The organism is Achromobacter sp. SX5 (assembly GCF_056711425.1).
In genome coordinates this window covers 2,895,492-2,917,585 of record NZ_CM160041.1, presented here as the reverse complement: position 1 = coordinate 2,917,585, position 22,094 = coordinate 2,895,492, and the positions used below count along the sequence as shown (strand labels likewise).

21 protein-coding genes are annotated in these 22,094 nt (G+C 70.6%); 11 read left to right on the top strand and 10 right to left on the bottom strand.

Annotated elements, in window-relative coordinates; genetic code table 11:
- Window positions 1-30: 30 nt before the first annotated feature.
- The 8 genes from AC1M14_RS13785 to AC1M14_RS13750 are packed head-to-tail and all read right to left on the bottom strand — an operon-like array spanning window position 31 to window position 8,504.
- On the bottom strand, window positions 31-1,065 hold the full coding sequence (locus AC1M14_RS13785; protein ID WP_479729819.1) for an HAD family hydrolase: 1,035 nt from the start codon (window positions 1,063-1,065) through the stop codon (window positions 31-33).
- Complete coding sequence (locus tag AC1M14_RS13780; RefSeq protein WP_246842376.1) at window positions 1,065-2,405, bottom strand: hypothetical protein; 1,341 nt, start codon at window positions 2,403-2,405, stop codon at window positions 1,065-1,067. The genes AC1M14_RS13785 and AC1M14_RS13780 overlap by 1 nt, the downstream gene beginning before the upstream one ends.
- Entirely contained in the window at window positions 2,402-3,913 is a 1,512-nt protein-coding gene (locus AC1M14_RS13775; RefSeq protein WP_479729818.1) for a vWA domain-containing protein, read from the bottom strand. Before AC1M14_RS13775 ends, AC1M14_RS13780 begins: the two co-directional genes overlap by 4 nt.
- Entirely contained in the window at window positions 3,904-4,920 is a 1,017-nt protein-coding gene (locus AC1M14_RS13770) for a VWA domain-containing protein (protein WP_102771137.1), read from the bottom strand. Before AC1M14_RS13770 ends, AC1M14_RS13775 begins: the two co-directional genes overlap by 10 nt.
- On the bottom strand, window positions 4,907-5,413 hold the full coding sequence (locus tag AC1M14_RS13765; protein ID WP_479729817.1) for a DUF4381 domain-containing protein: 507 nt from the start codon (window positions 5,411-5,413) through the stop codon (window positions 4,907-4,909). Before AC1M14_RS13765 ends, AC1M14_RS13770 begins: the two co-directional genes overlap by 14 nt.
- Window positions 5,410-6,348, bottom strand: a complete 939-nt coding sequence (locus AC1M14_RS13760; protein ID WP_102771139.1) for a DUF58 domain-containing protein — start codon at window positions 6,346-6,348, stop codon at window positions 5,410-5,412. The genes AC1M14_RS13765 and AC1M14_RS13760 overlap by 4 nt, the downstream gene beginning before the upstream one ends.
- 9 nt (window positions 6,349-6,357) lie before the next feature.
- Complete coding sequence (locus AC1M14_RS13755; protein ID WP_479729816.1) at window positions 6,358-7,317, bottom strand: AAA family ATPase; 960 nt, start codon at window positions 7,315-7,317, stop codon at window positions 6,358-6,360.
- A gap of 38 nt (window positions 7,318-7,355) precedes the next feature.
- Window positions 7,356-8,504: a formylglycine-generating enzyme family protein gene (locus tag AC1M14_RS13750; protein ID WP_102771821.1), complete on the bottom strand. Its 1,149-nt coding sequence runs from the start codon at window positions 8,502-8,504 to the stop codon at window positions 7,356-7,358.
- Between AC1M14_RS13750 and AC1M14_RS13745 the strand changes: the two genes are divergently transcribed.
- From AC1M14_RS13745 to AC1M14_RS13710, 8 genes are all read left to right on the top strand, one after another.
- The gene (locus AC1M14_RS13745) at window positions 8,496-8,768 is read left to right on the top strand and encodes a hypothetical protein (RefSeq protein WP_479731842.1); all 273 of its coding nucleotides are present in this window, start codon (window positions 8,496-8,498) and stop codon (window positions 8,766-8,768) included. The genes AC1M14_RS13750 and AC1M14_RS13745 overlap by 9 nt on opposite strands.
- 264 nt (window positions 8,769-9,032) lie before the next feature.
- Window positions 9,033-10,058 carry a TauD/TfdA family dioxygenase gene (locus AC1M14_RS13740; RefSeq protein WP_479729815.1) on the top strand — a complete coding sequence of 342 codons (1,026 nt, stop codon included), beginning with the start codon at window positions 9,033-9,035 and terminating at the stop codon, window positions 10,056-10,058.
- Window positions 10,059-10,060: 2 nt separating this feature from the next.
- Window positions 10,061-10,750, top strand: a complete 690-nt coding sequence (locus AC1M14_RS13735) for a GntR family transcriptional regulator (RefSeq protein ID WP_479729814.1) — start codon at window positions 10,061-10,063, stop codon at window positions 10,748-10,750.
- 59 nt (window positions 10,751-10,809) lie between these two features.
- Window positions 10,810-11,784 carry a Bug family tripartite tricarboxylate transporter substrate binding protein gene (locus tag AC1M14_RS13730; RefSeq protein WP_102771143.1) on the top strand — a complete coding sequence of 325 codons (975 nt, stop codon included), beginning with the start codon at window positions 10,810-10,812 and terminating at the stop codon, window positions 11,782-11,784.
- Window positions 11,781-12,689 (top strand): SMP-30/gluconolactonase/LRE family protein, encoded by a 909-nt coding sequence (locus AC1M14_RS13725; RefSeq protein ID WP_209165356.1) that lies wholly within the window; start codon window positions 11,781-11,783, stop codon window positions 12,687-12,689. Before AC1M14_RS13730 ends, AC1M14_RS13725 begins: the two co-directional genes overlap by 4 nt.
- 34 nt (window positions 12,690-12,723) lie before the next feature.
- A complete protein-coding gene (locus tag AC1M14_RS13720) occupies window positions 12,724-14,394 on the top strand; it encodes a thiamine pyrophosphate-binding protein (RefSeq protein ID WP_479729813.1) in 1,671 nt (556 codons plus the stop codon).
- Window positions 14,395-14,415: 21 nt separating this feature from the next.
- The gene (locus tag AC1M14_RS13715) at window positions 14,416-15,387 is read left to right on the top strand and encodes a Bug family tripartite tricarboxylate transporter substrate binding protein (protein WP_479729812.1); all 972 of its coding nucleotides are present in this window, start codon (window positions 14,416-14,418) and stop codon (window positions 15,385-15,387) included.
- Between the two features lie 20 nt (window positions 15,388-15,407).
- On the top strand, window positions 15,408-16,166 hold the full coding sequence (locus tag AC1M14_RS13710) for an SDR family oxidoreductase (protein WP_209165359.1): 759 nt from the start codon (window positions 15,408-15,410) through the stop codon (window positions 16,164-16,166).
- Here the strand turns inward: AC1M14_RS13710 and AC1M14_RS13705 are convergent.
- The gene (locus tag AC1M14_RS13705) at window positions 16,163-16,771 is read right to left on the bottom strand and encodes a TetR/AcrR family transcriptional regulator (protein WP_209165360.1); all 609 of its coding nucleotides are present in this window, start codon (window positions 16,769-16,771) and stop codon (window positions 16,163-16,165) included. The two genes, AC1M14_RS13710 and AC1M14_RS13705, sit on opposite strands and share 4 nt — an antisense overlap.
- A 171-nt stretch (window positions 16,772-16,942) precedes the next feature.
- Between AC1M14_RS13705 and AC1M14_RS13700 the strand changes: the two genes are divergently transcribed.
- From AC1M14_RS13700 to AC1M14_RS13690, 3 genes are read left to right on the top strand one after another with little or no spacing between them, the layout of a single operon-like run.
- Window positions 16,943-18,520 (top strand): MFS transporter, encoded by a 1,578-nt coding sequence (locus AC1M14_RS13700; protein ID WP_479729811.1) that lies wholly within the window; start codon window positions 16,943-16,945, stop codon window positions 18,518-18,520.
- A 26-nt stretch (window positions 18,521-18,546) separates the two neighbouring features.
- Window positions 18,547-19,707, top strand: coding sequence for an HlyD family secretion protein (locus AC1M14_RS13695; protein WP_181390869.1), 1,161 nt, complete (start codon window positions 18,547-18,549; stop codon window positions 19,705-19,707).
- Window positions 19,704-21,152, top strand: a complete 1,449-nt coding sequence (locus AC1M14_RS13690) for an efflux transporter outer membrane subunit (protein ID WP_479729810.1) — start codon at window positions 19,704-19,706, stop codon at window positions 21,150-21,152. Before AC1M14_RS13695 ends, AC1M14_RS13690 begins: the two co-directional genes overlap by 4 nt.
- On the opposite strand, the gene AC1M14_RS13685 is transcribed toward AC1M14_RS13690, so the two are convergent.
- A complete protein-coding gene (locus AC1M14_RS13685) occupies window positions 21,110-22,078 on the bottom strand; it encodes an arsenic resistance protein (RefSeq protein ID WP_479729809.1) in 969 nt (322 codons plus the stop codon). The genes AC1M14_RS13690 and AC1M14_RS13685 overlap by 43 nt on opposite strands.
- Window positions 22,079-22,094 lie beyond the last annotated feature (16 nt).

The window sequence follows — 22,094 nt, the reverse complement described above, 5'->3', positions numbered from 1 at the left end:
CGTGCTCGGGCCCCTGGGTCAACAAAAAGATCAAGGCTTCTCGAAGCCGTAGACCTGCTTCCACTCCTGCTGCATGTCGACGACCGTCCAGCCGCGGGCGCGGGCCTCGTCCAGCGCCTTGTCCAGGCGGCCGAAGCTCGACTGCCGGTCATAGGCCCATTCGCGCTTGGCGTCGGTGTGATGAACCAGCCCGGCGAAGCGCCTGCCGGGGCCGGCCATGGTCCACTGCAGCATCTGCAGGTCGCCGTCGGAGTTGCCGAAGGCCAGGATCGGGCGGCGCCCGATGCCGTGCTGGATCGCCACCGGCTTGCCGGGGCCGTCGTCGTTGAACGCCAGCTTGGCCTGGCGCATCAGCCGCGGCTGGCCCTGGTCCAGCTGGTAGACCGTGGTCACGCTGCTGCCGATCACCTGTTCGGGCGGGATGCCGTAGGCGGCCTGCGTCCATGGCCGCATGAATTCGACCTCGCCGCCGGAAACGATGTAGGTCTTGAAATCGTGCGCGCGCAGATAGTCCAGCAGTTCGCGCATGGGGGCGTAGGTCATGCTGGTGTACGGCAGGCCGGTGCGCGGATGGCGCGCGGTCTTGAGCCAGTCCTGCACGCTCTGGGTGAAATCGGCCGTGGTCATGCCGCCGTGGGTCGCGGCCACGATCTCCAGCATGCCGCGTTGGCCGCTCTTGGCCAGCGCGGCGCGGTCGCCCTCCAGCACGGCCTTGAACGGCTGGCGGCTGCGCCATTCGGGATGGGATGGCGCCAGGGCCTGCACCCGGTCCAGCGAGAATTGCAGCTCGAAATACATGGGCTGCTCGCTCCACAGCGTGCCGTCGTTGTCGAACACGGCGATGCGCTCGTCCGGCGCGACGAAGTCGGGGCTGCCGGGCGTGGCCACGGCCTGCACGAACTCGACGATGGCGCTGCGCGAAGGCCCGTCGTTCCAGGACGGCAGCGCAGCCTGCGGCCGCGATTGCGGTTCGGTGGCCGCGCAGCCGGCCAGCAGGCCCAGCGCCAGCAGCCAGGTCCAGGCGGTCAGGCGCCGCAGGCTTTGAAGTGGATCGATACGCCGCATCATTGTCTCCCCATGCGTGTTGCTCGTCGCGGTTGTACGGAATTCAGTTCCGCCGGCAAGGCGTGGCGGTCCGGGGCGCGGCGGCGCCAGGCCTTGCGCCAGCCGCGGCTGGCGGAGGCGAGCTGCCCGCGCCAGCCGGCATGCCCGGCGCCTGCGCCATACGCCTGGCGCAGCGCGTTTTCCGCCAGGCTGCGATCGGCCGGCGACATCCGCGCCAGCGCGCCGCGCAGCCCGACGGCGCCGCGGATGCGCCGCAGCCAGCGATAGCACGCGCTCAGGCCCGGCTCGGCGCCGCGCGCCTCGCGCCGCCAGGCGCGCCAGTAATAGGGTTCGCTGGCGCGCCAGCGCGCCTGCGCGCGTCGCAGGCCGGCCCGCAGCGCGCGCGCGAGCCGGCGCCACCAGGGCCAGCCCAGCCACAGCGCCAGCGCGGCGACGGCCGCGGCCAGCAGCGCCTGCATGGCGCCGGCGGGCAGCGCCCAGCGCAGGCCATGGCGCAGCTGCGCCAGGTCGTCGGCCAGCGAGAACGGCACCGCGGCCGCAGGCGCGGCGGCCACTTCGACTTCGCGGCCGGGCAGCGTCTGCGCGCGGGGTTCGCCGCTGGCGCCATCGGTCCAGTGCAGCGTGATGGGCGGCAAGGCGTAATGGCCAGGCTCCCGGGCCACGTAATCGGCCCGGTCGATGCGCTGGCCGCCCTTGAAGCGGCCGCGTCCGTCGGTCAGCGTCGTGACCTCGGGTTCGCGCGGATAGCGCTTGAAGTTCGGCACCTCGTCCAGCGGCGCGGGCTGCAGCAGCATGGCCTGCACGCCGTCGGCGCGCTGGGTGATGCTGCGCGTGATGCGTCCGCCCTGCACCAGCGGGTCGGGGGCGAGCGTGTAGTCCTGGGTGACGGTGAGTGCGCCCGCGACTTCACCGGGCTGCGCCTGCCCGGCGAACTCGATCTGCAGGGGCGCGCTGGCGGCCGTCGCGGCCGCGCCCGAGGGGCCGAGCTGCGCGCTCACGCTCAGCGCGGGGATGGCGATCGTGCCGGGCGCGGCCGCGCTCAGCAGGAAGGTGTAGCGCAGGCCGTTCAGCGGCACGCCGTCGCGGGTGTCGCGGATCAGTTCGGCCTGGCCGGAAGGCGGCGTCACCATCAGGCCGTTCACTTCCAGCGTGGGCAGTTGCGGCGGCTGGGTGAACCAGGTCGTGGTCATCACGTCCAGTTGCAGCTGCAGCGTGGCGCCGGTCTGCGCCTGCGCGGGCGCGCGCGCCGTGACGTACAGCTGCGGCGTGTCCTGGGCCCGGGCGGGCGCGGCCAGGATCAGCAGCAGCAACAGCAGCCAGCGGGTCAATGCGCGCATCATGGCCGCACCCCCGCGTCCTGGGCCGCGAACTTGCCGCGCAAAAAGCGCGCCGGCGACAGGGTCAGATTGCGCAGCCACACTTCCGCCGAGGCGGCCTGCTGCACCTGCACCGTGGCGAGCTGGCCGGCCTTGGCGCTGCGGTCGGCGATGGTCTGGTCCGGCGGTTCGGCCTGTTCGCCCTGCTGCTCCTGGCTCATGGCCGCCAGCAGCCGCGTCACGATGCCGCGATTGACCACGGCCGGCTCCCAGCCGGGCTTGAGCGCCAGCGCGCGGTCATAGGCGGCGAGCGCGGCGTCGTAGCGCCGCAGCCGGACCTGGGTGTTGCCCACGTAGAAATAGGCGTCGGCGCTGGTCAGTTGCGAAAACGCCTTCAGCGCGGCGGCGTAGTCGCCGGCGGCGTAGGCCGCGCGTCCCTTCCAGTAGGGGTCGGTGTAGTGGGCGGCGGCCGCCTGGTAATCGCCGCGTTCGAATGCGAGCCGGCCCTGCTGGTCGGGCGTCAGGAAAGCGTCGGCCAGGCCGCCGGCGCGCGTATCGGGCGGCGCGCCCAGCGCCAGCACGCCCGCCACCAGGCAAGCCTGCCAGCTCACGCGCCAGCCGCGCCGGACCGCGACCAGCGCCAGCAGCGCCAGGGGCCAGCACAGCCAGTAGCCGGCGTCCTTCCAGTGCGGCGGTCCGGAAAGCGCGTCCTGCACCGCTTCGAAGTGCTGCTGCGCGTGCAGCGTGATCCAGTCCAGGTCGTCGGCGCTGGCCGTCAGGCTGCCCAGCGGCGCGCCGGCGGCGCGGGCCATATCGCGCAGCGCCGCCTCGTCGATGCCGCCCTGCGGCTGGCTGCGGCCAACGGCCATGATCAATACCTGCAGGTTGGCGGCGGCCTGGGCGCGCTGGCGCACCGCGTCCGCGGGCGCGGCGCCGTCGGTCATCAGCAGCAGCGTCCCGCCTGCGCGCTCGGCCGCCAGCACTTGCGCCGCCTGGTCGATGGCGCCGGCCACGTCGCGCCCTTCGCTCTGGATCAGTCCGGTGGACAGAGCCTGTACGAACAGGTCCAGCAGGTCGCGGTCATCGGTGGGCGGCAGCACCAGGTGGCTGCTGCCCGCGTAGGCGATCAGCCCGGTCTTGGCCCCGGCGCGGCGCGCCGCCAGGTCGCGCACGGTCTGCTTGGCGGCCTCCAGCCGCGACGGCGGCACGTCGGTCGCGTCCATCGAGGCCGACAGGTCCACCGCGACCACCAGCGGCGCCGTGTTGTCGAGGAAGCCGGGCTCGTCGCGCTGCCATGCCGGCCCGGCGGCGGCCACCGACGCCAGCGCCAGGAACAGCGCCAGCAGATCGAGCGGACGCGGACCGCGCGCGCCGGCCACGCGCACGGTCAGGTAAGGCAGCAGAAGCGGGGCGATGCCGTGGCCGCGGCCGATGCCGGCCTGGCCGGCGCGCCCGGCCCACCACAGCGCGGCCGCCAGCGCCACGCCCAGCAGGAACCACGGCCGCAGGAAATGGAAGGCGCTCAGGTCCATGCGTCCTCCCTGCGCTTTTCCCGGCCCGCGTCCCCGCGGGCGCCGAGCCAGCCGCGCAAAGCGCCCGCCACGTGCCATAGCGCCAGCAGGCCGATGGCCGCCAGCAGCGGCACCCAGAAGTATTCGCGCGTGGGCTGGTGGCGCAGCGTCTTGACCTCCTGCGGCGTGAGACGGTCGAGTGTGTCGTACACCGCCTGCAGCGCGGCCAGGTCGGCGGCCTGGAAAAAGCTGCCGCCGGTGGCGCGCGCGATCGCCTGCAGCGCGCCGAAATCCACGCGGTCCTCGCCGCTGGCCCTGGGATCGCCGATGCCGATGGTGTGCACGGTGATGTGGTGCGCGGCGGCCAGCTCGGCCGCGCGCGGCGGCGGCACGGCGCTGCCGGTGTCGTTGCCGTCGGTCAGCAGGATCATCACCTTGTCGCGCTCGTCGGCCGCGTCCAGCATGCGGATGCCCAGCCCGATCGCGTCGCCGATGGCGGTGTTCGGCCCCGCCATGCCGACGGCGGTCTGGTCCAGCAGCAGCTGCAGCGTGGCGTGGTCGCGCGTCAGCGAGGCCTGCGGATAGGCGCCGGTGCCGAACACGATCAGGCCCAGCCTGTCGTTCTTGCGCTTGGCGATGAAGTCGGCCACCACCGCCTTGACGGCCTGCCAGCGCGTCGCCGGCCGGCCCTGCGCATCGCGGAAGTCGGCGCTGTCCATGGACTGGGAAATGTCCACGGCCAGCAGGATGTCGCGCACCGGTTCCGTATGGGTCAGCGGCGGCTCCACCCATTGCGGACGCGCCAGCGCCAGCAGCACCAGCAGCCAGACCGCGACGTTGAGCCACAGCTGGCCGCGGCCGGCCTGGACGCCCGGGCGCGACGGCGATTTGCCGGTAAGCCGCGCCATGGCGTCGAAGAACGGCGTGCGCAAGGCGCTGCGCGCCTGCACGTAGGGAGGCAGATAGCGGTAGGCCAGCCATGCCAGCGGCGCGGCGGCCAGCAGCCAGAGGTATTCAAGCCGCCACATGGCCGTGCTCCGTCCGGTGCTTTTCCATCCACAGGCGGCTGGCGGCCAGCAGCGCGCGCAGCGCCGCCGGATCGAGTCCGCGCACCGCCGCGTCGGGCGCATAGGCCAGCGTCGCCAGCAGGCGCGCGCCGTCGTAGGGCATGGCCGGGCCGCAGCGCCCCATCCAGGCCAGCCAGGCCGGGCCGGCCAGCGACGGCAGCGCGTCGTCGCCCGGACTTGCGGCCAGCGCGGTGCGCTTGAGCAGATCCGGCAGGCGGCGCAGCGCCAGCGGATCGGCGGCGGCCGCGGTTTCCAGGCGTCCGAGTTCGGCCAGCGCCTCGCGCCGGTAGCGGTTGTCGCGATGCCGGCGCCAGGCGCGCGCGCCAAACCAGATGGCCGCGGCGGCGGCGGCCAGGGCCACCGCGGCCCAGCCCCAGGTCTGCGGCCAGTAGGAAACCGGCGGCGGCAGCGGCAGCTCGCGCAATTGGTCCAGGCCGGGCGGCGCGGCGCTCATGTCCGCCCTCCCCCCGGCCGCAGGCGGCCCAGTTCGCGGCGCAGCTGCATCAGCTCGTCCTGCGCCGTGTCTATGGTCAGCAGCGGCACGCGGCTGCGCCGCAGCAGGTCGGCCACTTCGCGCAGCCGGCCGCTGAAGAAATCCGCCAGCGGCTGGCGTTCGCGCTGCCGCCCCACCGCGATCTCCAGCTGCAATTCGCCCTGGGTCACCAGCAGGCGGCCGCGCCGCGGAATGTTCTGCGCCATGGGGTCGAACACCAGCACCGCGATCACGTCGTTGTGGGCGGCCAGTTGCCGCAGGCGGCGCAGCGTCTCGTCGTCTGCGCCCGCGAAATCGCTAACGATGCAGACCAGGCAGTCGTGCGGCGCCTGGGCCAGGGCCGCGCGCAGCGCGGCGTTCAGGCCTTCGGGGCGCGGCGGCCCGGGGCGTTCGGCCGACAGGCCGCGATTGGCGCGCACGATCTCCGCCAGGAAACCGCGCACGCGGTCGCGGCTGCGCAGCGGCTTGACGCCGCGCTGGCCCTCGTCGTCGAACACGATGCCGCCGACCCGGTCGCCGGCGCGCAGCGCCATCCACGCGGCCGCGGCGGACAGTCTTGCGCCCACCGCGCACTTGAAGGCCCGCACCGAACCGAAATACATGTTCATGCGCTGGTCCGCCAGCACCAGCGTGGGCCGATCGCGTTCCTCGGTATAGGCGCGCACGTAGGGCTTGCCATAGCGCAGCGAGGCCCGCAGGTCCAGCTGGCGCAGGTCGTCGCCGGCCACATAGCGGCGCAATTCCGCGAAATCCAGGCCCCGTCCGCGCAGCCGCGAGCTATGCAGGCCGGCCAGCACGCTGCTCAGCGGCTGGCGCGCCAGGAACGACAGCCCCGCCACGGCGCCTTCGAGGGCGACCAGCTCGGCCAGCGGAGGATGCACGGGATGCGGCTGCATGGGCCATCCTCAGGCGGGCACCGCGACGCTGTCGAGCAGCCGGTCGATCACCGCGTCGGCGGTCACGCCGTCGGCGACGGCGTCGTAGGACAGATGCAGGCGATGGCGCAGGATCGGATGGGCGACTTCGCGCACGTCGTCCGGCGAGCTGAAATCGGCGCCGGCCAGCCAGGCGTGCACGCGCGCGGCCCGGTCCAGCGCGATGGCGCCGCGCGGGCTGGCGCCGACCTGTATCCAGCGCGCCAGCTCCGTGTCGGCCGGGCTGCGCGTGGCGTTGACCAGGTCCACGATATAGCGGTCGACCGCGGCGGCCACGTGCACCGCCGCCGCTTCGGCGCGGCAGGCGAACAGGTCTTCCTGCGACAGCCTGTCGGTGCCCGCATGGGAATCGGACGGCTGGCGCAACAGCGCCAGCATCGCCACCTCGTCGGCCGCCGCGGGATAGCCGAAGCAGATCTTCATCAGGAAGCGGTCCATCTGCGCCTCCGGCAAGGGATAGGTGCCTTCCTGCTCTATGGGGTTCTGCGTGGCCAGCACCATGAACAGCTCGGGCATGGCGCGCGTCACGCCGCCCACCGTGATCTGGCGTTCCTCCATCGCTTCCAGCAAGGCCGACTGCACCTTGGCGGGCGCGCGGTTGACCTCATCGGCCAGGATCAGGTTGCCGAACAGCGGTCCTTGCTGGAACGTCACCCGGTTGCGCCCTTCGGCATCCTGCTGCAGCACGTCGGCGCCGGTGATGTCCGACGGCAGCAGGTCCGGCGTGAACTGGATGCGGCTCATGTCCGCCGCCAGGTGCGCGGCCAGCGTCTTGACGGTGCGCGTCTTGGCCAGGCCCGGCAGGCTTTCGAGCAACACGTGGCCGTCGGCCAGCAGCGCGATAATGATTTCGCGGATCACCCGCTCCTGGCCCAGCACCGAGCCGGACACTGCTTTTTCGAGCGCGAGAATGCCGTCGCGGTTCGCCATGCCCCTCCCCCGTAGACATCAAAACTGAAACGCGTTGCTCAGCGGCTTGCGACGCTTGCCTGTCTGGCCTGGGCCGTTTTCCATTGCTCCGGCGTCATGACGGTCCGGAAGCCGAGGTGCGACATGGGATTGAGCGGATCGGTGCCGCGCCGCGCGCTGGCGCGGTAGCTGATGCAATAGGTGTCGCTGCACAGGAAGGAGCCGCCGCGCGTCACGCGCTTGGGCGCCGAGGGCGGCACGATGCCGTCGTCCGGATCGAAGCTGTCGGACGGGCCGGCCGGGTCCTTGGGGGGCTGGCGGAACTGCGACTGGATCTGGAAGGCGTCGGCGCGGTACCAGTCGGCCGTCCACTGCCAGACGTTGCCGGCCATGTCGTAGAGGCCGTAGCCATTGGGCGTGTAGCTGCCCACCGGCGTCGTGCCGACCTGCACTTTTTCGTCCTTCACCACCGGGAACGGCTGCGCCTGCCGGGTGTCCCAGATGTTGGCCATGGCCTGCCCCTGCGGCAGCAATTCGTTGCCCCAGCTATAGGTGGCCTGCTCCAGGCCGCCGCGGGCGGCGTACTCCCATTCGGCCTCGGTGGGCAGGCGCTTGCCGGCCCACTTGGCGTAGGCCTGCGCGTCCTCGTACGACACCTGGACCACGGGATGGTCGTCCTTGCCGTCGATATTGCTGTTGGGGCCTTGCGGATGGCGCCAGTTGGCGCCCGGCACGAAACGCCACCAGCGCGAATAATCGCGCAGCGACACCTCGGTTTCGGTGCCGACGAACACCATGGCGCCGGGCACCAGCGCGCTCTCCGGCGGACGCGGCGTGCCGGCGGGCAACTGCGGCTGCAGGTCTTCCCAGCGGGGTTTTCTTTCCGCCGTGGTGACGTAGCCGGTGGCTTCGACGAAACGCCGGAATTGCGCGTTGGTCACGTCGTTGACGTCCATCCAGAAACCGCTGACGCGGACCTTGTGCGCGGGACGTTCGTTGGGCTGCGACATCTTGTGGTCGTTGCCCATGAGGAATGCGTTGCCCGGTATCCATGCCATGCCGGCCGGACCGTTCTTGCCGTCGCCCAGCTTGACCACCGGCGCCTGGGGCGCGGAGGCGTCCGCGGAGCCCGCCAGATACGCGCCGAACGCGGCCGCAGCACCGAGAATCGCAGCCATTGCCAAACCGATCTTCAGCCCTTGCTTCACTTGCTTCTCCATCCTGGTAAGTCAAAGCCGAATGCCACGCATGGTGCGGTAATGCTGTTTTTATTTCTTGTTATCGCCGGGAAAACCCGCAAGGGAAAACCCGGAAAGAAAACGCCTTTTAATGGCGTGCAGGCAGCGGTGCGAAAGCGGCGCTTGCCGCAGCGCGGTATTTTCCGTGCGAGTAGAGAAGATAATGCGTATCGCGCAAATACGCTATCCGAAAAGCGAAATCTCGGTGGCGTTCGGAAGGGTTTGTTGGATTAATAGTAATGCGCGCGTCACAGCCGCCGGGTATGCGCTTCAGCGCGCCGGATAATCACACCCGGCCGCGATATTGGCGGTTTTAACGATGCAACCTTATATGTATATCGAAACAATATCGAACGGAAATATTGACGCCGTGTATTAGCCGGCGGCTTTTCTTCGCGATTCGCGCTTTCCTAGGGTTTCTCTGGATAACACTTGATTGTCGGATTGTCGACAATGCAACAACAGTACAAATTTTTCCAGAGATCCGGGAGAGCTGAAATGCGTCTGACGAAACTGGAAGGACCCAGCGTTTGGAGAAGCGAGGAATTCGGCGGCCAGGAAGACTGGTGCCAGCGCCTCACGGAAGCGGAGCTGGCGGAGATCATGGCCGCGGTGCGCCATTGCCAAAGCCGCGGCACTCCCCTGTTCGAGATCGGCCGGGATGAATTTCCGCTGGACCGGCTGGCGCGGCGCTTCGAGCGCATCCGCGGGGAACTGGAAGGCGGACGCGGCTTCACCGTGCTGCGCGGGCTGGACCCCGCCAGCCTGGACCCGGAAGCCTGCAAACTCGTGATCTGGGGGCTGGCCCAGTACCTGGGCACGCCCGAGCCGCAGGACCGTTCGGGCAGCCTGCTGCACAGCGTGACCAATACCGGCAAGACCATCGCCAACAGCGATACCGCGCGCGGTTATGAAACCGACGACGAGCTGAAATTCCATAACGACGGCGGCGACGTCTTCATGCTGCTGTGCCTGCGCACCGCCAAGGAAGGCGGCGTCAGCAAACTGGTCAGCGCGGGCGCCCTGTTCAACGCCATCCTGCAGGAGCGCCCCGATTTGGCGGCGGTGCTGCAGCAGCCCTTTTATTTCGATTCGCGCGCGCAGAACCTGAACGAGAAGAAAGTCCAGGTGGTGCCGGTTTTCACCGAGCACATGGGTTATCTGAACGTGCTGTACAAGCGCCGCTACATCGTGACCGCCCAGCGCTTCGAGGACGTGCCGCGCCTGACGCCCGAGCAGGTTGAGGCGCTGGACATATTCGACCGCCTGTGCGCGGACCCCGCCCTGCAGCTCTCGTTCAGCATGCAGCCCGGCGATATCCAGATCGGCAACAACTATTCGATCCTGCACGCGCGCACCAAATACGTGGATTACGACGATCCGCAGCGCCGCCGCCATCTTTACCGCCTGTGGCTGACGCTGGAGAACAGCCGTCCGCTGCCCGAGGTGTTCGGGACGACGCGGGAGTTCGGGCCGTCATATGCGCGGCGCCAGCAGCGCGCGCAGGCCAACATGGAGCAGTGAACGTGGGCCAGGTACAGTTTCTTTCCCTTCCCGACCAGATCGTCAGCCGGCTGACCGAGGACATCCTGAAGGGCGTCTACCTGCCCGGCCAGCGGCTCAAGGAGCAGGAGCTGGCGCTCAAGATGGGCACCAGCCGCGCGCCGTTGCGCGAAGCCTTCCGGGTGCTGGAGCGCGACGGCCTGATCGAGATCCTGCCGTGGCGCGGCGTGCGCATCGTCGAGCCCACCTATGACGAGGTCAGGGATCTCTTCGAGGCCCGCGCCGACATGTTCGGCCTGTGCGTCAGGCACGTGGCCGTCCATGGCGAGCCGGCCCTGCTCGAGCGGATCGACGGCGATATCGACGCGCTGATCCGGCAGACCGACGCCGGCTGCGACGAGCGCGAATACAAGGAAATGACCAACGCCATCAGTTCGCAGATGTACGCGCAGATCCAGAACCGGTACACGCGCGCGTTCATCGAGAACCTGCGGCAGAAGATGCTCTGGCACTACTGCTACATGGGCATTTCCTCTTATGCGGGGCGCCAGGAAGCCAACCAGTACTGGCGCGAGTTGGCCCGCGCCCTGCTGGCGCGCGAGCCGCTGGCGGCCGAGGCGGCCGCGCATCGCATCATGGCGGCGTCCAAGGACGTGGCGCTGCGCCTGCTGGAAGAAAAACTGGCCACTCCAGCGGAGCCCGGCATGAAGTAGCGGCACGGCATGCAACGCGCCCGGCAGAGGCGCGGCGGCCCCAATCGAGGAGACAGGTGATGGTGAGTATCAAACAGATGTTCGCCGGCCTCGCCCTGGCGGCGTTGCAGGTATTGCCGGGTTCGGGTCTCGCCGCACCGGCCTGGCCCGAGCGGCCGGTCACGGTCGTGATCGCCTATCCGGCCGGCGGCGCCGCCGACGTGGTCGCGCGCATCGTGCTGAACGAACTGGCGGCAAACCTGGGGCAGCCCTTCATCGCCGAATCCAGGCCCGGCGCGAATTCCAACATCGGGGCGGAATGGGTGGCGCGGGCCAGGCCCGACGGCTACACGCTGCTGGTCAGCGGTCCGTGGTTCGCCATCAACCAGTACATCGAGACCGGCAGGCGCTGGCAGCCCGACAGCCTGGTCCCGGTGGCGCGTTTCGCGCTCACCGACAACCTGCTGGCGGTGCCGGCCAGCGCGCCGTACCGGGACCTTGCGGGCTATGTGGCCCATGCGCGCGGGCAGACCGATCCGCCCCTGCAGTACGCCAGCCCGGGCGCCGGATCGACGCAGCGCATGGCGGCCGAGCTGTTTCTCGCGCAGGCCGGCATCAAGGTGGATTCCGTCCAGTACAAGGGCGCCCCGCCCATCATCCCGGACCTGGTCAGCGGCCGCGTGTCCATGGCGGTGCTGGCCGCGGCCAATGTGACCTCGCTGATCCAGGCGGGCAAGCTGAAGGGCCTGGCGACCTTCGGCGAGACGCGCGGGCCGAGCACGCCCGATATTCCCACCATGGCCGAGCAAGGCTATCCCAAAGCGGTGGTGACTTCCTGGTTCGGCCTGCATGCGCCGGCGGGCACGCCGCCGGAAGTGATACGCCGGCTTTCCGACAGCGTCGGGAAAGTCGTGTCGAAACCGGCGGTGCAGGCCGCGTTGCGGGCCGCGGACGCGCAGCCCGCGTTCCTGGACTCGCAGGACTTCGCCGCCTACATACGCAGCCAGCAAACCCTGTGGCAAGAGCTTGCCGCCGATCTCGAAGGAAAAAAATGAGCGCCGTGCATGTCGTCGTGGAAAGCGGCGACCGGCTGGGAGAAGTCCCGCTGTGGTCGCCATCGCGCCGGGTCCTGTACTGGATCGACGTGCGCAAGCCGGCGCTGTACTGCTGGGCGCCGGACACGGGCCGGGTGCGCGCCCTGCCCTTGCCCGAGCCGGTAGGCAGTTTTTGCGAAACCGGTCGCGGCCGGCTGCTGCTGGCGCTGAAGTCCGGCCTGTACTTCATGGACCCGGACAGCGGTGCGCTGCAGGCCTGGTTCGATCCCGAGCCGCAACTGCCGGGCAATCGGCTGAACGACGGCAAGTGCGACAGGCAGGGACGGTTCTGGGTCGGCAGCATGAACGACGGCGACCGGCTCCCGACGGGCACGCTCTACAGCGTGCGCGGCGACGGCCGGGCGGCGGGCCACGTGTCCGGCATCACGATACCGAATTCGCTGGCCTGGAGCCCGGACGGCAAGAAGATGTACTTCGCCGATACGCCGGCGCGGCGCATCCTGGTCTACGACTTCGATCCCGACGACGGCGTGCCTGCCAACCCGCGCACCTTCGTGGACCTGGCCGGCCATCCGGGCCGCCCGGACGGCGCCACCGTCGACGCCGAGGGCTGCCTGTGGAGCGCCCTCGTCCATGCCGGCCAGGTGGTGCGCTACACGCCGCAGGGGCGCGAGGACCGGGTCATCACGCTGCCGGTGACCGGCGTGACCTCGTGCGCCTTCGGCGGCGCGCGCATGGAGACGCTGTTCGTCACCACCGCCACCCAGGGGCTGTCGGAACAGGCGCTGCGCGAGCAGCCGCTGGCCGGCGCCCTGTTCGCGGTGGACGCCGGCGTTTCAGGCATAGGCGAGACGCCTTTCGCCGAGGGAGAAACCGAAGCACGCGGCACGACGCCGGCGCAGTGAGCGCCATCCAAAATCCACTAAACGAGGAAAGCCCATGTCCACTCCCCTCACCGGCGGCCGCGTCATCGCGGAAATACTCCAGGCGCATGGCGTCGAACACGTGTTCTTCATGGACGCCATCCTGCGCCGCGCGCTGGTGGAAATGGAGAAGCTGGGTATCCGGCGGATACTGGCCCACTCGGAAATCGCCGCGGCCTACATGGCCGACGGCTACGCCCGGATCACGGGCCGGCCCGCCGTATGCATGGCCCAGTCTGTGGGCGCGGCGAACCTGGGCGCGGGCCTGCAGGATGCGTTCCTGGCGCAGACGCCCATCGTCGCGCTGACCGGCAGGCAGCCCGCGGCCATGCAGTACCGCAACGCCTACCAGGAATTGCCGCACGCGCCCATGTTCCGGTCCACGGCCAAGCACAGCATGCGGGTCGACGGCGTCGAACAATTGCCGCACGTCCTGCGCCAGGCCTTCCGGGAGGCCGTGACCGGCCGGCCGGGGCCGGTGCATATCGACGTGGCCGGCCACACGGGCGACGCGATCGGCGCGGCGGTGCTGGATGGATATCCTGCCGCGGCGCGGCCGTTTTCGTCATTGCCCGGCTTCCGGGCGCAGGCGGAGGCGCGGCGGGTCGAGGCGGCCGCCGCGATGGTGGCGCGCGCCGAGCGGCCGGTCATCGTCGCCGACCTCGGGGTATGCACATCGGGCGCGCAGCAGGCCTTGCGCCGCTATGCCGAGCACGCCTCGATCCCGGTGGTGATGTCGCTGGACGCCAAGGCGGTGCTGCCCGAGGCGCATCCGCTCAACGGCGGCGTCGCGGGCACGTATTCGCGCGCCTGCGCCAACCGCATCGTCGGCGCGGCCGATCTGGTGATCTACGCCGGCAGCGTGATCGGCGACCACATCAGCCACAACTGGACCCTGCCCGCGCAGGACGTGCCGGTGATCCAGATCGACGCCGACCCGGCGCAGCTGGGCCGCAACTATCCCGGCGCGCTGGGCCTGGCGGGCGATACGCGCAGCGTGCTGGAACAGCTGACGCAGGCCTGCCCTGCCGCCGAGCGCGCGGCCTGGGTGGACCGGGTCCAGGGCTACGTGCGCGAATGGAACGAGGCGGCCGCGCCGGCCCGGGCCAGCGACAGCGTGCCCATCCGCCCCGAACGGCTTTGCGCCGAGCTGAGCGAGGTCTTGCCGGCCGATGCGATCCTGGTGTCCGACACCGGCTACTCCTCGCAGTGGAGCGGCACCTATGTGGCGCTGCGCCACGAAGGCCAGCGCTACCTGCGCGCCGCCGGCTCGCTGGGCTGGGGCTTTCCGGCCTCGCTGGGCGCGAAGTTCGCCGCGCCCGATGCGACGGTGGTGTGCTTCACCGGCGACGGCGGCTTCATGTACCACATGCCGGAGCTGGAGACGGCGCTGCGCTGGGGGCTGAAGACCATCACCGTGGTCAACAACAACCATTGCCTGGCACAGGGCACGCGCTCGATCCTGAGCGCGTACGAAGGGTCCGACGGCAGGCGCGAAGAGATCTATCACTACCGGCCCATGGACTTCGCGGCCATCGCGCAGGCCATGGGCGCGGTGGGCTTACGGGTGACCCGTCCGGCCGATTTCGCCGCGGCCTTCGAGCAGGCGCGCGCCAGCGACCTGCCGGTCGTGATCGACGTGGTCACCGATGCGCAGGCGCTGGCGCCCCTGCCCTGGACGCCCTGAACACGGTCTAAGGAGAACGACATGGGAAGCAGACTGCGCGCGCTGGCTGGCGCCATTTCCGTATGCTTTGCCGGCCATGCGGCGACGGCCGCCGCCGCACAGCCGGACTATCCGTCCCGGCCCATCCGCATGATCGTGCCGTACGCGGTGGGCGGCACCACCGATCTGGTCGCCCGCCAGTACGCGGACCTGCTGGGACGCGAACTGAAGCAGACCGTGGTGGTGGAAAACCGGCCGGGCGCCTCCACCAATATCGGCAACAAGCTGGTGGCCGACGCCGAGCCCGACGGCTACACCCTGCTGTACGGCACGGGGCAGATGACGCAGACGCTGACCTTCGGCCCCTTCCCCGCCATCGACCCGACTACCGCGCTGGCGCCGGTCAGCCTGATCCTGACCTCTCCGCAGATGATCGCGAGCAACAAGGAACAGAAATTCTCCACGCCCGAAGAACTGATCCAGGCGGCCCGCGCCCAGCCCAGGGCCATCAGCATCGCGTCGGCGCAGCTGCAGCTCTACGTCAACGTGCTGGGCGCGCGCGCCGGCATCGAACTGCTGCACGTGCCCTACAAGGGCGGCGCGCCCGCGGTGACCGACACCATAGGCGGACGCACCAATCTGGTGATGGGGCAGCCGCCGGTGCTGCTGCCTTTCATCCGCAACGGCGTGCTCAAGCCCATCGCCGTGCTGTCGAAGGACCGCATCGCCGCCCTGCCCGAGGTCCGCACCTTTGCCGAGGCCGGCGTGGCGTCGCTGGACCTGGTGAGCTGGAACGGCGTGTTCGCGCCCAGAGGCACGCCGCCCGCGGTGATAGACCGGCTGGCGCAGGCCACCCGGGCCGCGCTGGCCGATCCCTCGCTGGAACGCCTGGCCGAGGACGGCCTGACCATACAGTCCAGCACGCCCGCGCAGCTGGCCGCGCGCGTGGCCGGCGACGTGCGCGCGTGGAAGCAACTGGCGCAGGACAACCCCGAACTGGCGCAGGCGCGCTGACCGACGACCGAGGAGACGACATGCAACAGACCACGGACAGCGCCCCGCGCGGCGTCATTCTGGTGACCGGCGGCAGCCGCGGCATCGGCGCGGCGATCTGCGAGCGGGCCGCGCGCGACGGCTATGACGTATGCATCAACTATCGCAGCAATGAGGAACAGGCGCAGGCGGTGGCCGAGCAAGTCCGCGGCCACGGCCGCAAGGCGCTGACGGTGCAGGCCGACGTGGCCGACGCCGCGCAGATCGCCGCCATGTTCCGCCAGGCCGACCGCGAGCTGGGCAGCCTGACCGCGCTGGTCAATAACGCCGGCACCAGCGGGCGCATCGGCCGCGTGGACGCGCTGGAGGCGCCGGACCTGCAGGCGATTTTCGCGCTCAACGTCATGGGCAGCTTCCTGTGCTGCGGCGAGGCCATACGCCGGATGTCGACGCGCCATGGCGGCAAGGGCGGCAATATCGTCAACATGTCCTCGGCGGCCGCGCGGCTGGGCGCGGCCGGGCGCAACGTGCATTACGCGGCCAGCAAGCGCGCGCTGGAAGCGCTGACCTTCGGGCTGGCGCAGGAGGTGGCCGCCGAGGGGATACGCGTGAACGCCGTGGCGCCGGGCGTCATCGACACGGAGATCCACTCGCGCGAACGGCTCGCGCAGATGGCGCCGCAATTGCCGATGCAGCGCCCCGGCACCGCCGTCGAGGTCGCCGACACCGTGATGTGGCTGCTGTCGCCGGCGGCCGGCTACGTGTCGGGCGCCAACGTCGGCGTGTCGGGCGCGCGCTAGGCCGGGCCGGCGCCCAGTCCGCGGATCAGTATGTCCGCATAGGCCTCGCACAGACCGGTGTCGCCCAGCGTGCCGGTCAGCAGGTGCAGCCAGCTCGCGCCCATCGCGAGCGAAATCGCGGCCTCGATCTCGGGGCCGTTGCGCACTTCCCCGCGGTCGCAGGCGCGCTGGAAAATCTCCCGCAGATTGTTCTTGCGGCGGTCGACGAATTCATCGCGCAGCAGGCTCAGCGTCTGCGGGTCGGACTGGGCTTCGGCGACGATGCTGCGCAGCGCTTCGCCGGCGCGCGTGCCGCTCCACCAGTGCCACAGCGCGGCCAGGAAATCGGTGAGTTCAGCGCGCAGATCGCCTTGGCGCGAGGTGGCCAGCCCGGCTTCGCCCGAGCGCTCGTAGACCTCGACGATGAGCGCCGCCTTGTTCTTCCACCAGCGGTAGATGGAAGGCTTGCTGGAGCCGGCCCGCTTGACCACGGCGTCCAGTGTGAAGCCGGCGTAGCCGGATTCCTCGAGGATGGCGGCGGCCGCCTCGATGATGGCGCGATGGGTTTCCTCGCTGCGCACGGCGCCGTGCGACACGCGCGATCGCTTCTGGGTTCTGGATTCCACGTCGGCTGCTCCTGGTTGCAACGCCCTCGGTCCGGCGCGGCTGCATATCGCCATGCGCGCATCGGACTGTTCTACGGATGTAGGTAATTCTCGTCGAAATCGGATTGTCTTAACGATACCGAGAGTATATATTTTGGCCTAACGATACTAACGGTATTTATAGGCCATCCGATGTCAGCCGCTCCTCCTCCCCTCCCGGGCCGCCTCTATGCGCTGGCCGTCGCCGCGCTGGGCGCCGCGATAGGCTCCACCTTTCCGCTGGCCGCGATCCTGGCGCAAGGCGACATCGGCGGCGGCCTGTCGGCCAGCGCGGACGCGACCGCGTGGCTGACGACGATATACAACGTCGGCCAGATCTTCTGCCTGCCCATCGTGATGACGTCGGCCGCCGCCTTCGGACGCGGCCGCAGCATGCGCTGGGCCGGCCTGGGCTTCGCGCTGGCGTCGGCGGCCGTGGCGCTGTCGCCGCAACTGGCCTGGGCGCTGGTGATGCGCTTTGCGCAGGGATTCTTCGGCGGCATGCTGCCGGTGCTGATGTTCCTGTTGGTCATGACCAGCCTGCCACCGGGGCGCGCCCAGGTGCGCGGGCTGGCGGCGTTCGCCGCGGCCACCTCGCTCGGGGTCGGGCTGGCGGGATGGCTGGCGGCCGAGCTGGTGGCGCTGGGCGGCTGGCGCATGCTGTTCTGGGCCCAGGCCGCGCTGGGCGCGGGCTACTACCTGCTGGCGCGGCGCGCGCTGCCGCAGGATCGCGGCGACATCCACTACCTGAAAGTAAAGGACTGCCCCAGCTACGCGCTGCTGTCGGCCAGCCTGAGCGCGCTGGTCATCGCGATCTCGGAAGGCGAACGGCATTTCTGGTTCGAGAGCTGGTGGATCAGCGCCTGCCTGCTGATGGGCCTGGTGGGCCTGGGACTGGGCGCGGCCAGCCTGCTGCGCGCCAACCGGCCGCTTTTGCACCTGGAGATATTCCGCAAGTCCACGTTCAGCTGGGCCATCGTGCTGCAGATCATTTTCCGCTTCGGCACGCTGTTCGCGGTCTGGATCGCGCCGCAGTACCTGATGCGCATCCACGGCTTCCGGCTGGAGCAGATCTCTTCCATGCTGCTGCCGCTGTCGGCCGGCACGCTGGCCGCCCTGCCCGTCGCGTTCTGGCTGGCGCCGCGCGTGGACCAGCGCCTGGTGCTCAGCGCCAGCCTGGGCCTGTTCGCGCTGGCCTGCGTGCTGAGCGCCTCGCTCAGTCCCGACTGGACGGCGCAGAATTTCGCGCCCGCGCTGCTGGTGGCCGGGCTGGGCCAGGGCCTGTTCTCCGTGGCGACGCTGCGCTTCGCGGTCTACGGCATCGGCAAGACCGACGGCGCGACCTGCGGAATCATCTTCAACTACTCGCGCGTGCTGGGGCTGGTCAGCGGCATCGCCGTGTTCAGCCACGTGGTCAACGAGCGCGAAAAATACCACTCCGCCGTGCTGACCGAAAGCGTGGGCTGGCTGGCCAGCGAACCCGCCGCCCGGCTGCGGCAGACGGCCTCCGGCCTGGCCGACTGGGTATCCGATCCGGGCGGCGCGCAGGCCGCGGCCGTCAGCCGCCTGGCGCGCAGCGTGGCGGGCCAGGCCTACACGCTGAGCTACGGCGACGCCTTCCTGCTGGCCGCCGGCCTGCTGCTGCTGGGCGCGGTGCTGGTATGGGCGCTGCCGCGGCTGCCCAGTCCGCTCGCGCCGCCGGCTCCCGTCCCGTCCGCCAACCCCGTTTGAGATCGCACTTCGCTAGAGGCTGTTCCATGAGTACCGCAACCACTTCCTCCCCTGCTCCCAGCGTGCGCCAGGTCATCCTGCACACCAGCCACCGCGTCCTGGCGGCGTCGGCCATCGTGCTGGCGCTGGGCGGCCTGGTCTACGGCGCCTATGCGCTGTGGCACGGCGCCACCCCTTACGAGCGCACCGACAACGCCTACGTCAAGGGCGACCTGACCTATGTGGCCACCAAGGTCAGCGGCTATGTCCAGAGCGTGGATACGGAGAACAACCGCAAGGTGCAGGCCGGCCAGCGGCTGGTGCAGATCGATCCCAGGGATTACGAGGCGGCGGTGGCCGACGCGGAATCCGCCGTGGCGCTGGCCCGCGCCACGCTGGAGCAGATCGGCGCGCAGCAAACGCTGCAGGCGACCCAGATACGCATCGCCCAGGCCACCGTGACGTCGGCCCGCGCGCAGGCCGAGCGTTCGCAGGCGGATTTCCGGCGCGCGCAATCGCTGGTGCAGCAAGGCGGCGTCAGCCGCGCGCTGTACGACCAGGCCAGCGCGGAACACATCAGGGCCGCCTCCGCGCTCAGCCAGAACCAGGCGCAGGCCGACTACGCCCGCCAGCAGCTCAACGTGCTGCAGGCGCAGCGCGAGGCCGCGCTGGCCAGCCGCGACAGCGCCGAGGCCAGGCTGGAGAAGGCCCGCAACGACCTGGCCGCCACCACCATCGCGGCGCCGCGCGAAGGCCGCGTGGCGGGTCGCAACGTGCGGCCCGGCGAATATGTGGCCGTCGGCACGCGGCTGATGGCGGTGGCGCCCACCCGCGATCTGTGGGTCGAGGCCAATTTGAAAGAAACCCAGCTGGCCCGCATCCGTCCGGGCGACCGGGTCAGCGTGCGCGTGGACGCGATTCCGGACGCGCGCTACTGCGCCACCGTAGAAAGCGTGGCCGGCGCCAGCGGCTCGGAGTTCGCCGTGATTCCGCCGGACAACGCCACCGGCAATTTCACCAAGATCGTGCGCCGCTTTACCGTGCGCATCCTGCTCGATTCCGGCCAGCCCGGGCTGGAGCGGCTGGGCGCGGGCATGTCGGCCGTGCCGACCATCGCCATCGATTCCCGCCCCGGGGCGCAGGCCGCGTGGAATCCGCTGCGCCTGTTCTATCCGGCCTTCACCTGCGCGAGCGAGGAGCAATCATGAAAACCCGCCATTTCGCCCCTGCCCTGGGCCTCGCCGCGGCCTTGCTGCTGTCGGCCTGCGTGACGCCGCCCGACCTCGGCGACAAGCCGGTTCCGGCCGCCGCGCGCGAACTGGCCAGCAACCGCAGCCTGGCGGCGCCGCGGGCCGATTGGCCGGCGCGCCAATGGTGGACGGGCTACGGCGATGCGCAGCTGGACCGGCTGATCGGCCAGGCGCTGGCCCAGGCTCCGTCCATGGCGGTGGCGCAGGCCCGCATCCGGCGCGCGCAGGCCGGCGTGCAAGGCGCCGGCGCCGCGCTGTATCCGCAGCTGGGGCTGACGGGCGGCGTGGCCGAAGCCAAGCCCAGCACCGCCACCGGCGCGCCGGTGGCCGATGCGCTGCGCGGCTGGAACGACAGCGCCCGCGCCGCGCTGGAGTTTTCGTACGAATTCGATTTCTGGGGCAAGAACCGCGCGCTGCTGTCGGCCGCGGTGTCGGAACTGTCGGCGGCGCAGGCCGAAGGCGCTGCCGCCGAACTGAGCCTGTCGACCGCCGTGGCCACGGTCTACGCGGACCTGCTGCGCCTGTACAACGACCGCGACATGCTGGAGGAAGTGCTGCGCATCCGGCAGGAAAGCGAGCGCCTGGTGCAGATGCGTTATCGCGCGGGCTACGATTCCGAGGCCGATCTGCGCCAGGCCCAGGCCGGCCCGCCCGCGGTGCAGGCCGAATTGGCGGCGTCGGACGAACAGATCGGGCTGGCGCGGTTTCGCCTGGTGGCGCTGCTGGGCCTGGGCCCCGACGCCGCGCTGGAGATCCGGCGGCCGGGCAGACCGGTGCTGCGCGCCGCCGGGCTGCCCGCCAACCTGCCGGCCGACCTGCTGGGCAGGCGGCCCGACCTGACCGCGGCGCGTTGGCGCGTGGAGTCGCTGTCCAGCCGGATCGACGCGCGCGAGGCGGACTTCTATCCGAATATCAACCTGAGCGCGGCGCTGGGCCTGCAGGCCCTGGGCGTGGGCAACCTGTTCCGGTCCGGCGCGGACTACGGCTCGGTCGGCGCGGCCTTCAGCCTGCCGATATTCGACGCCGGCCGGCGCCGCGCCGCCTACGGCGTGGCGCGCGCGGATTACGACGCCGCGGTCGCCAACTACGACGCGGCGCTGGCGCAGGCGCTCAACGAGATCGCCGGCATCGTGCTCAATGGCCGCTCGCTGGACGAACAGATCCGCCATGCGCGCGAGGCGCTGGACATGCAGCAGCGCGCCTGGGAACTGGCGCGCGCGCGCTACGCCGGCGGCGCGGCCGATTTCCAGTCGGTGCTGATCGTGGAGGACCGCCTGGCCACGCAGAAACGGGCGGTGGCGGCGCTGGACAGCCGACGCTTCGCGATCGACGTGGCGCTGCATCGCGCGCTGGGCGGCGGCTATGACGATGCCGCGCCCAGGCGCGGCAGCAGCCGGACGTAGAGCAGTTCGCATAGCAGCTCCACCAGGGTCTGCGCCAGGATGACGGCCGGCACCACGGGCACGGCGCCCGGGATCGCCAGGCCCAGCGGCAGCACCACCAGCGAGTTGCGGGTGGCAGCGCTGAACGAGATGGCGCGGGCCTGGCCGGCGGGCAGGCGCCACAGCCGCCCCATGCCCCAGCCGATGGCCGGCGCCAGCACGGCGTATGCCGCGTAGACCGGAACGGCCGCGACCACCGCGTCACGCGCCAGCCCCAGCCGCGGCGCCACCGCCGCGACCACCACGAAGAGCAGCAGCGCCGTGGCTGGAACCGGCAACAGGCCCAGCAGGCGCACCGCGGCGTCGGCCTGCCGGCTGCGGGCGGCGGCGGCCTGGCAGGCCGCGGCCAGCGCCAGCGGCAGCGCGATCAGCCAGACGAAGGCGCGCACGAATGGTTCCCACTGGACCAGCGCCGCGCCCTGCCCGTCCAGGAACACGCCCAGATAGACAGGCAACAGCAGCATCTGCGCGCCGAGCAGCGCCGGCGTGGCGGCCAGCAGCGCGCGCGCGTCGGCCCGGCCCAGGTGGGCGAAGGTCACGACGTAGTCTATGCAGGGCGTGAGCAGCACCAGCAGCATGCCGGCGCGGGCCAGCGGTTCGCCCGGCAGCCAGGGCAGCAGGCCCGCGACCAGCAGCGGGATGGCGATGAAGTTCGCCGTGAGCAGCGCGGCCAAAAACCGCAGATTGCCGGCCGCGCGCCGCAGTTCCGTGAGCGGCACCTGCAGAAAGGTCACGAACAGCATGAAGCCCAGCAGCGGTTCGATGGCGGGCGCCAGTCGCGTCGATGCCGGCACGCACCAGGCCAGAAGCGCTGCGGCCGCGACTGCGGACAGATAGCAGGCGACCTGCCGCTCTTCCAGGAAATCTTTCAAGCGCGCCAACGGCATATCGGGGGGATGGGCC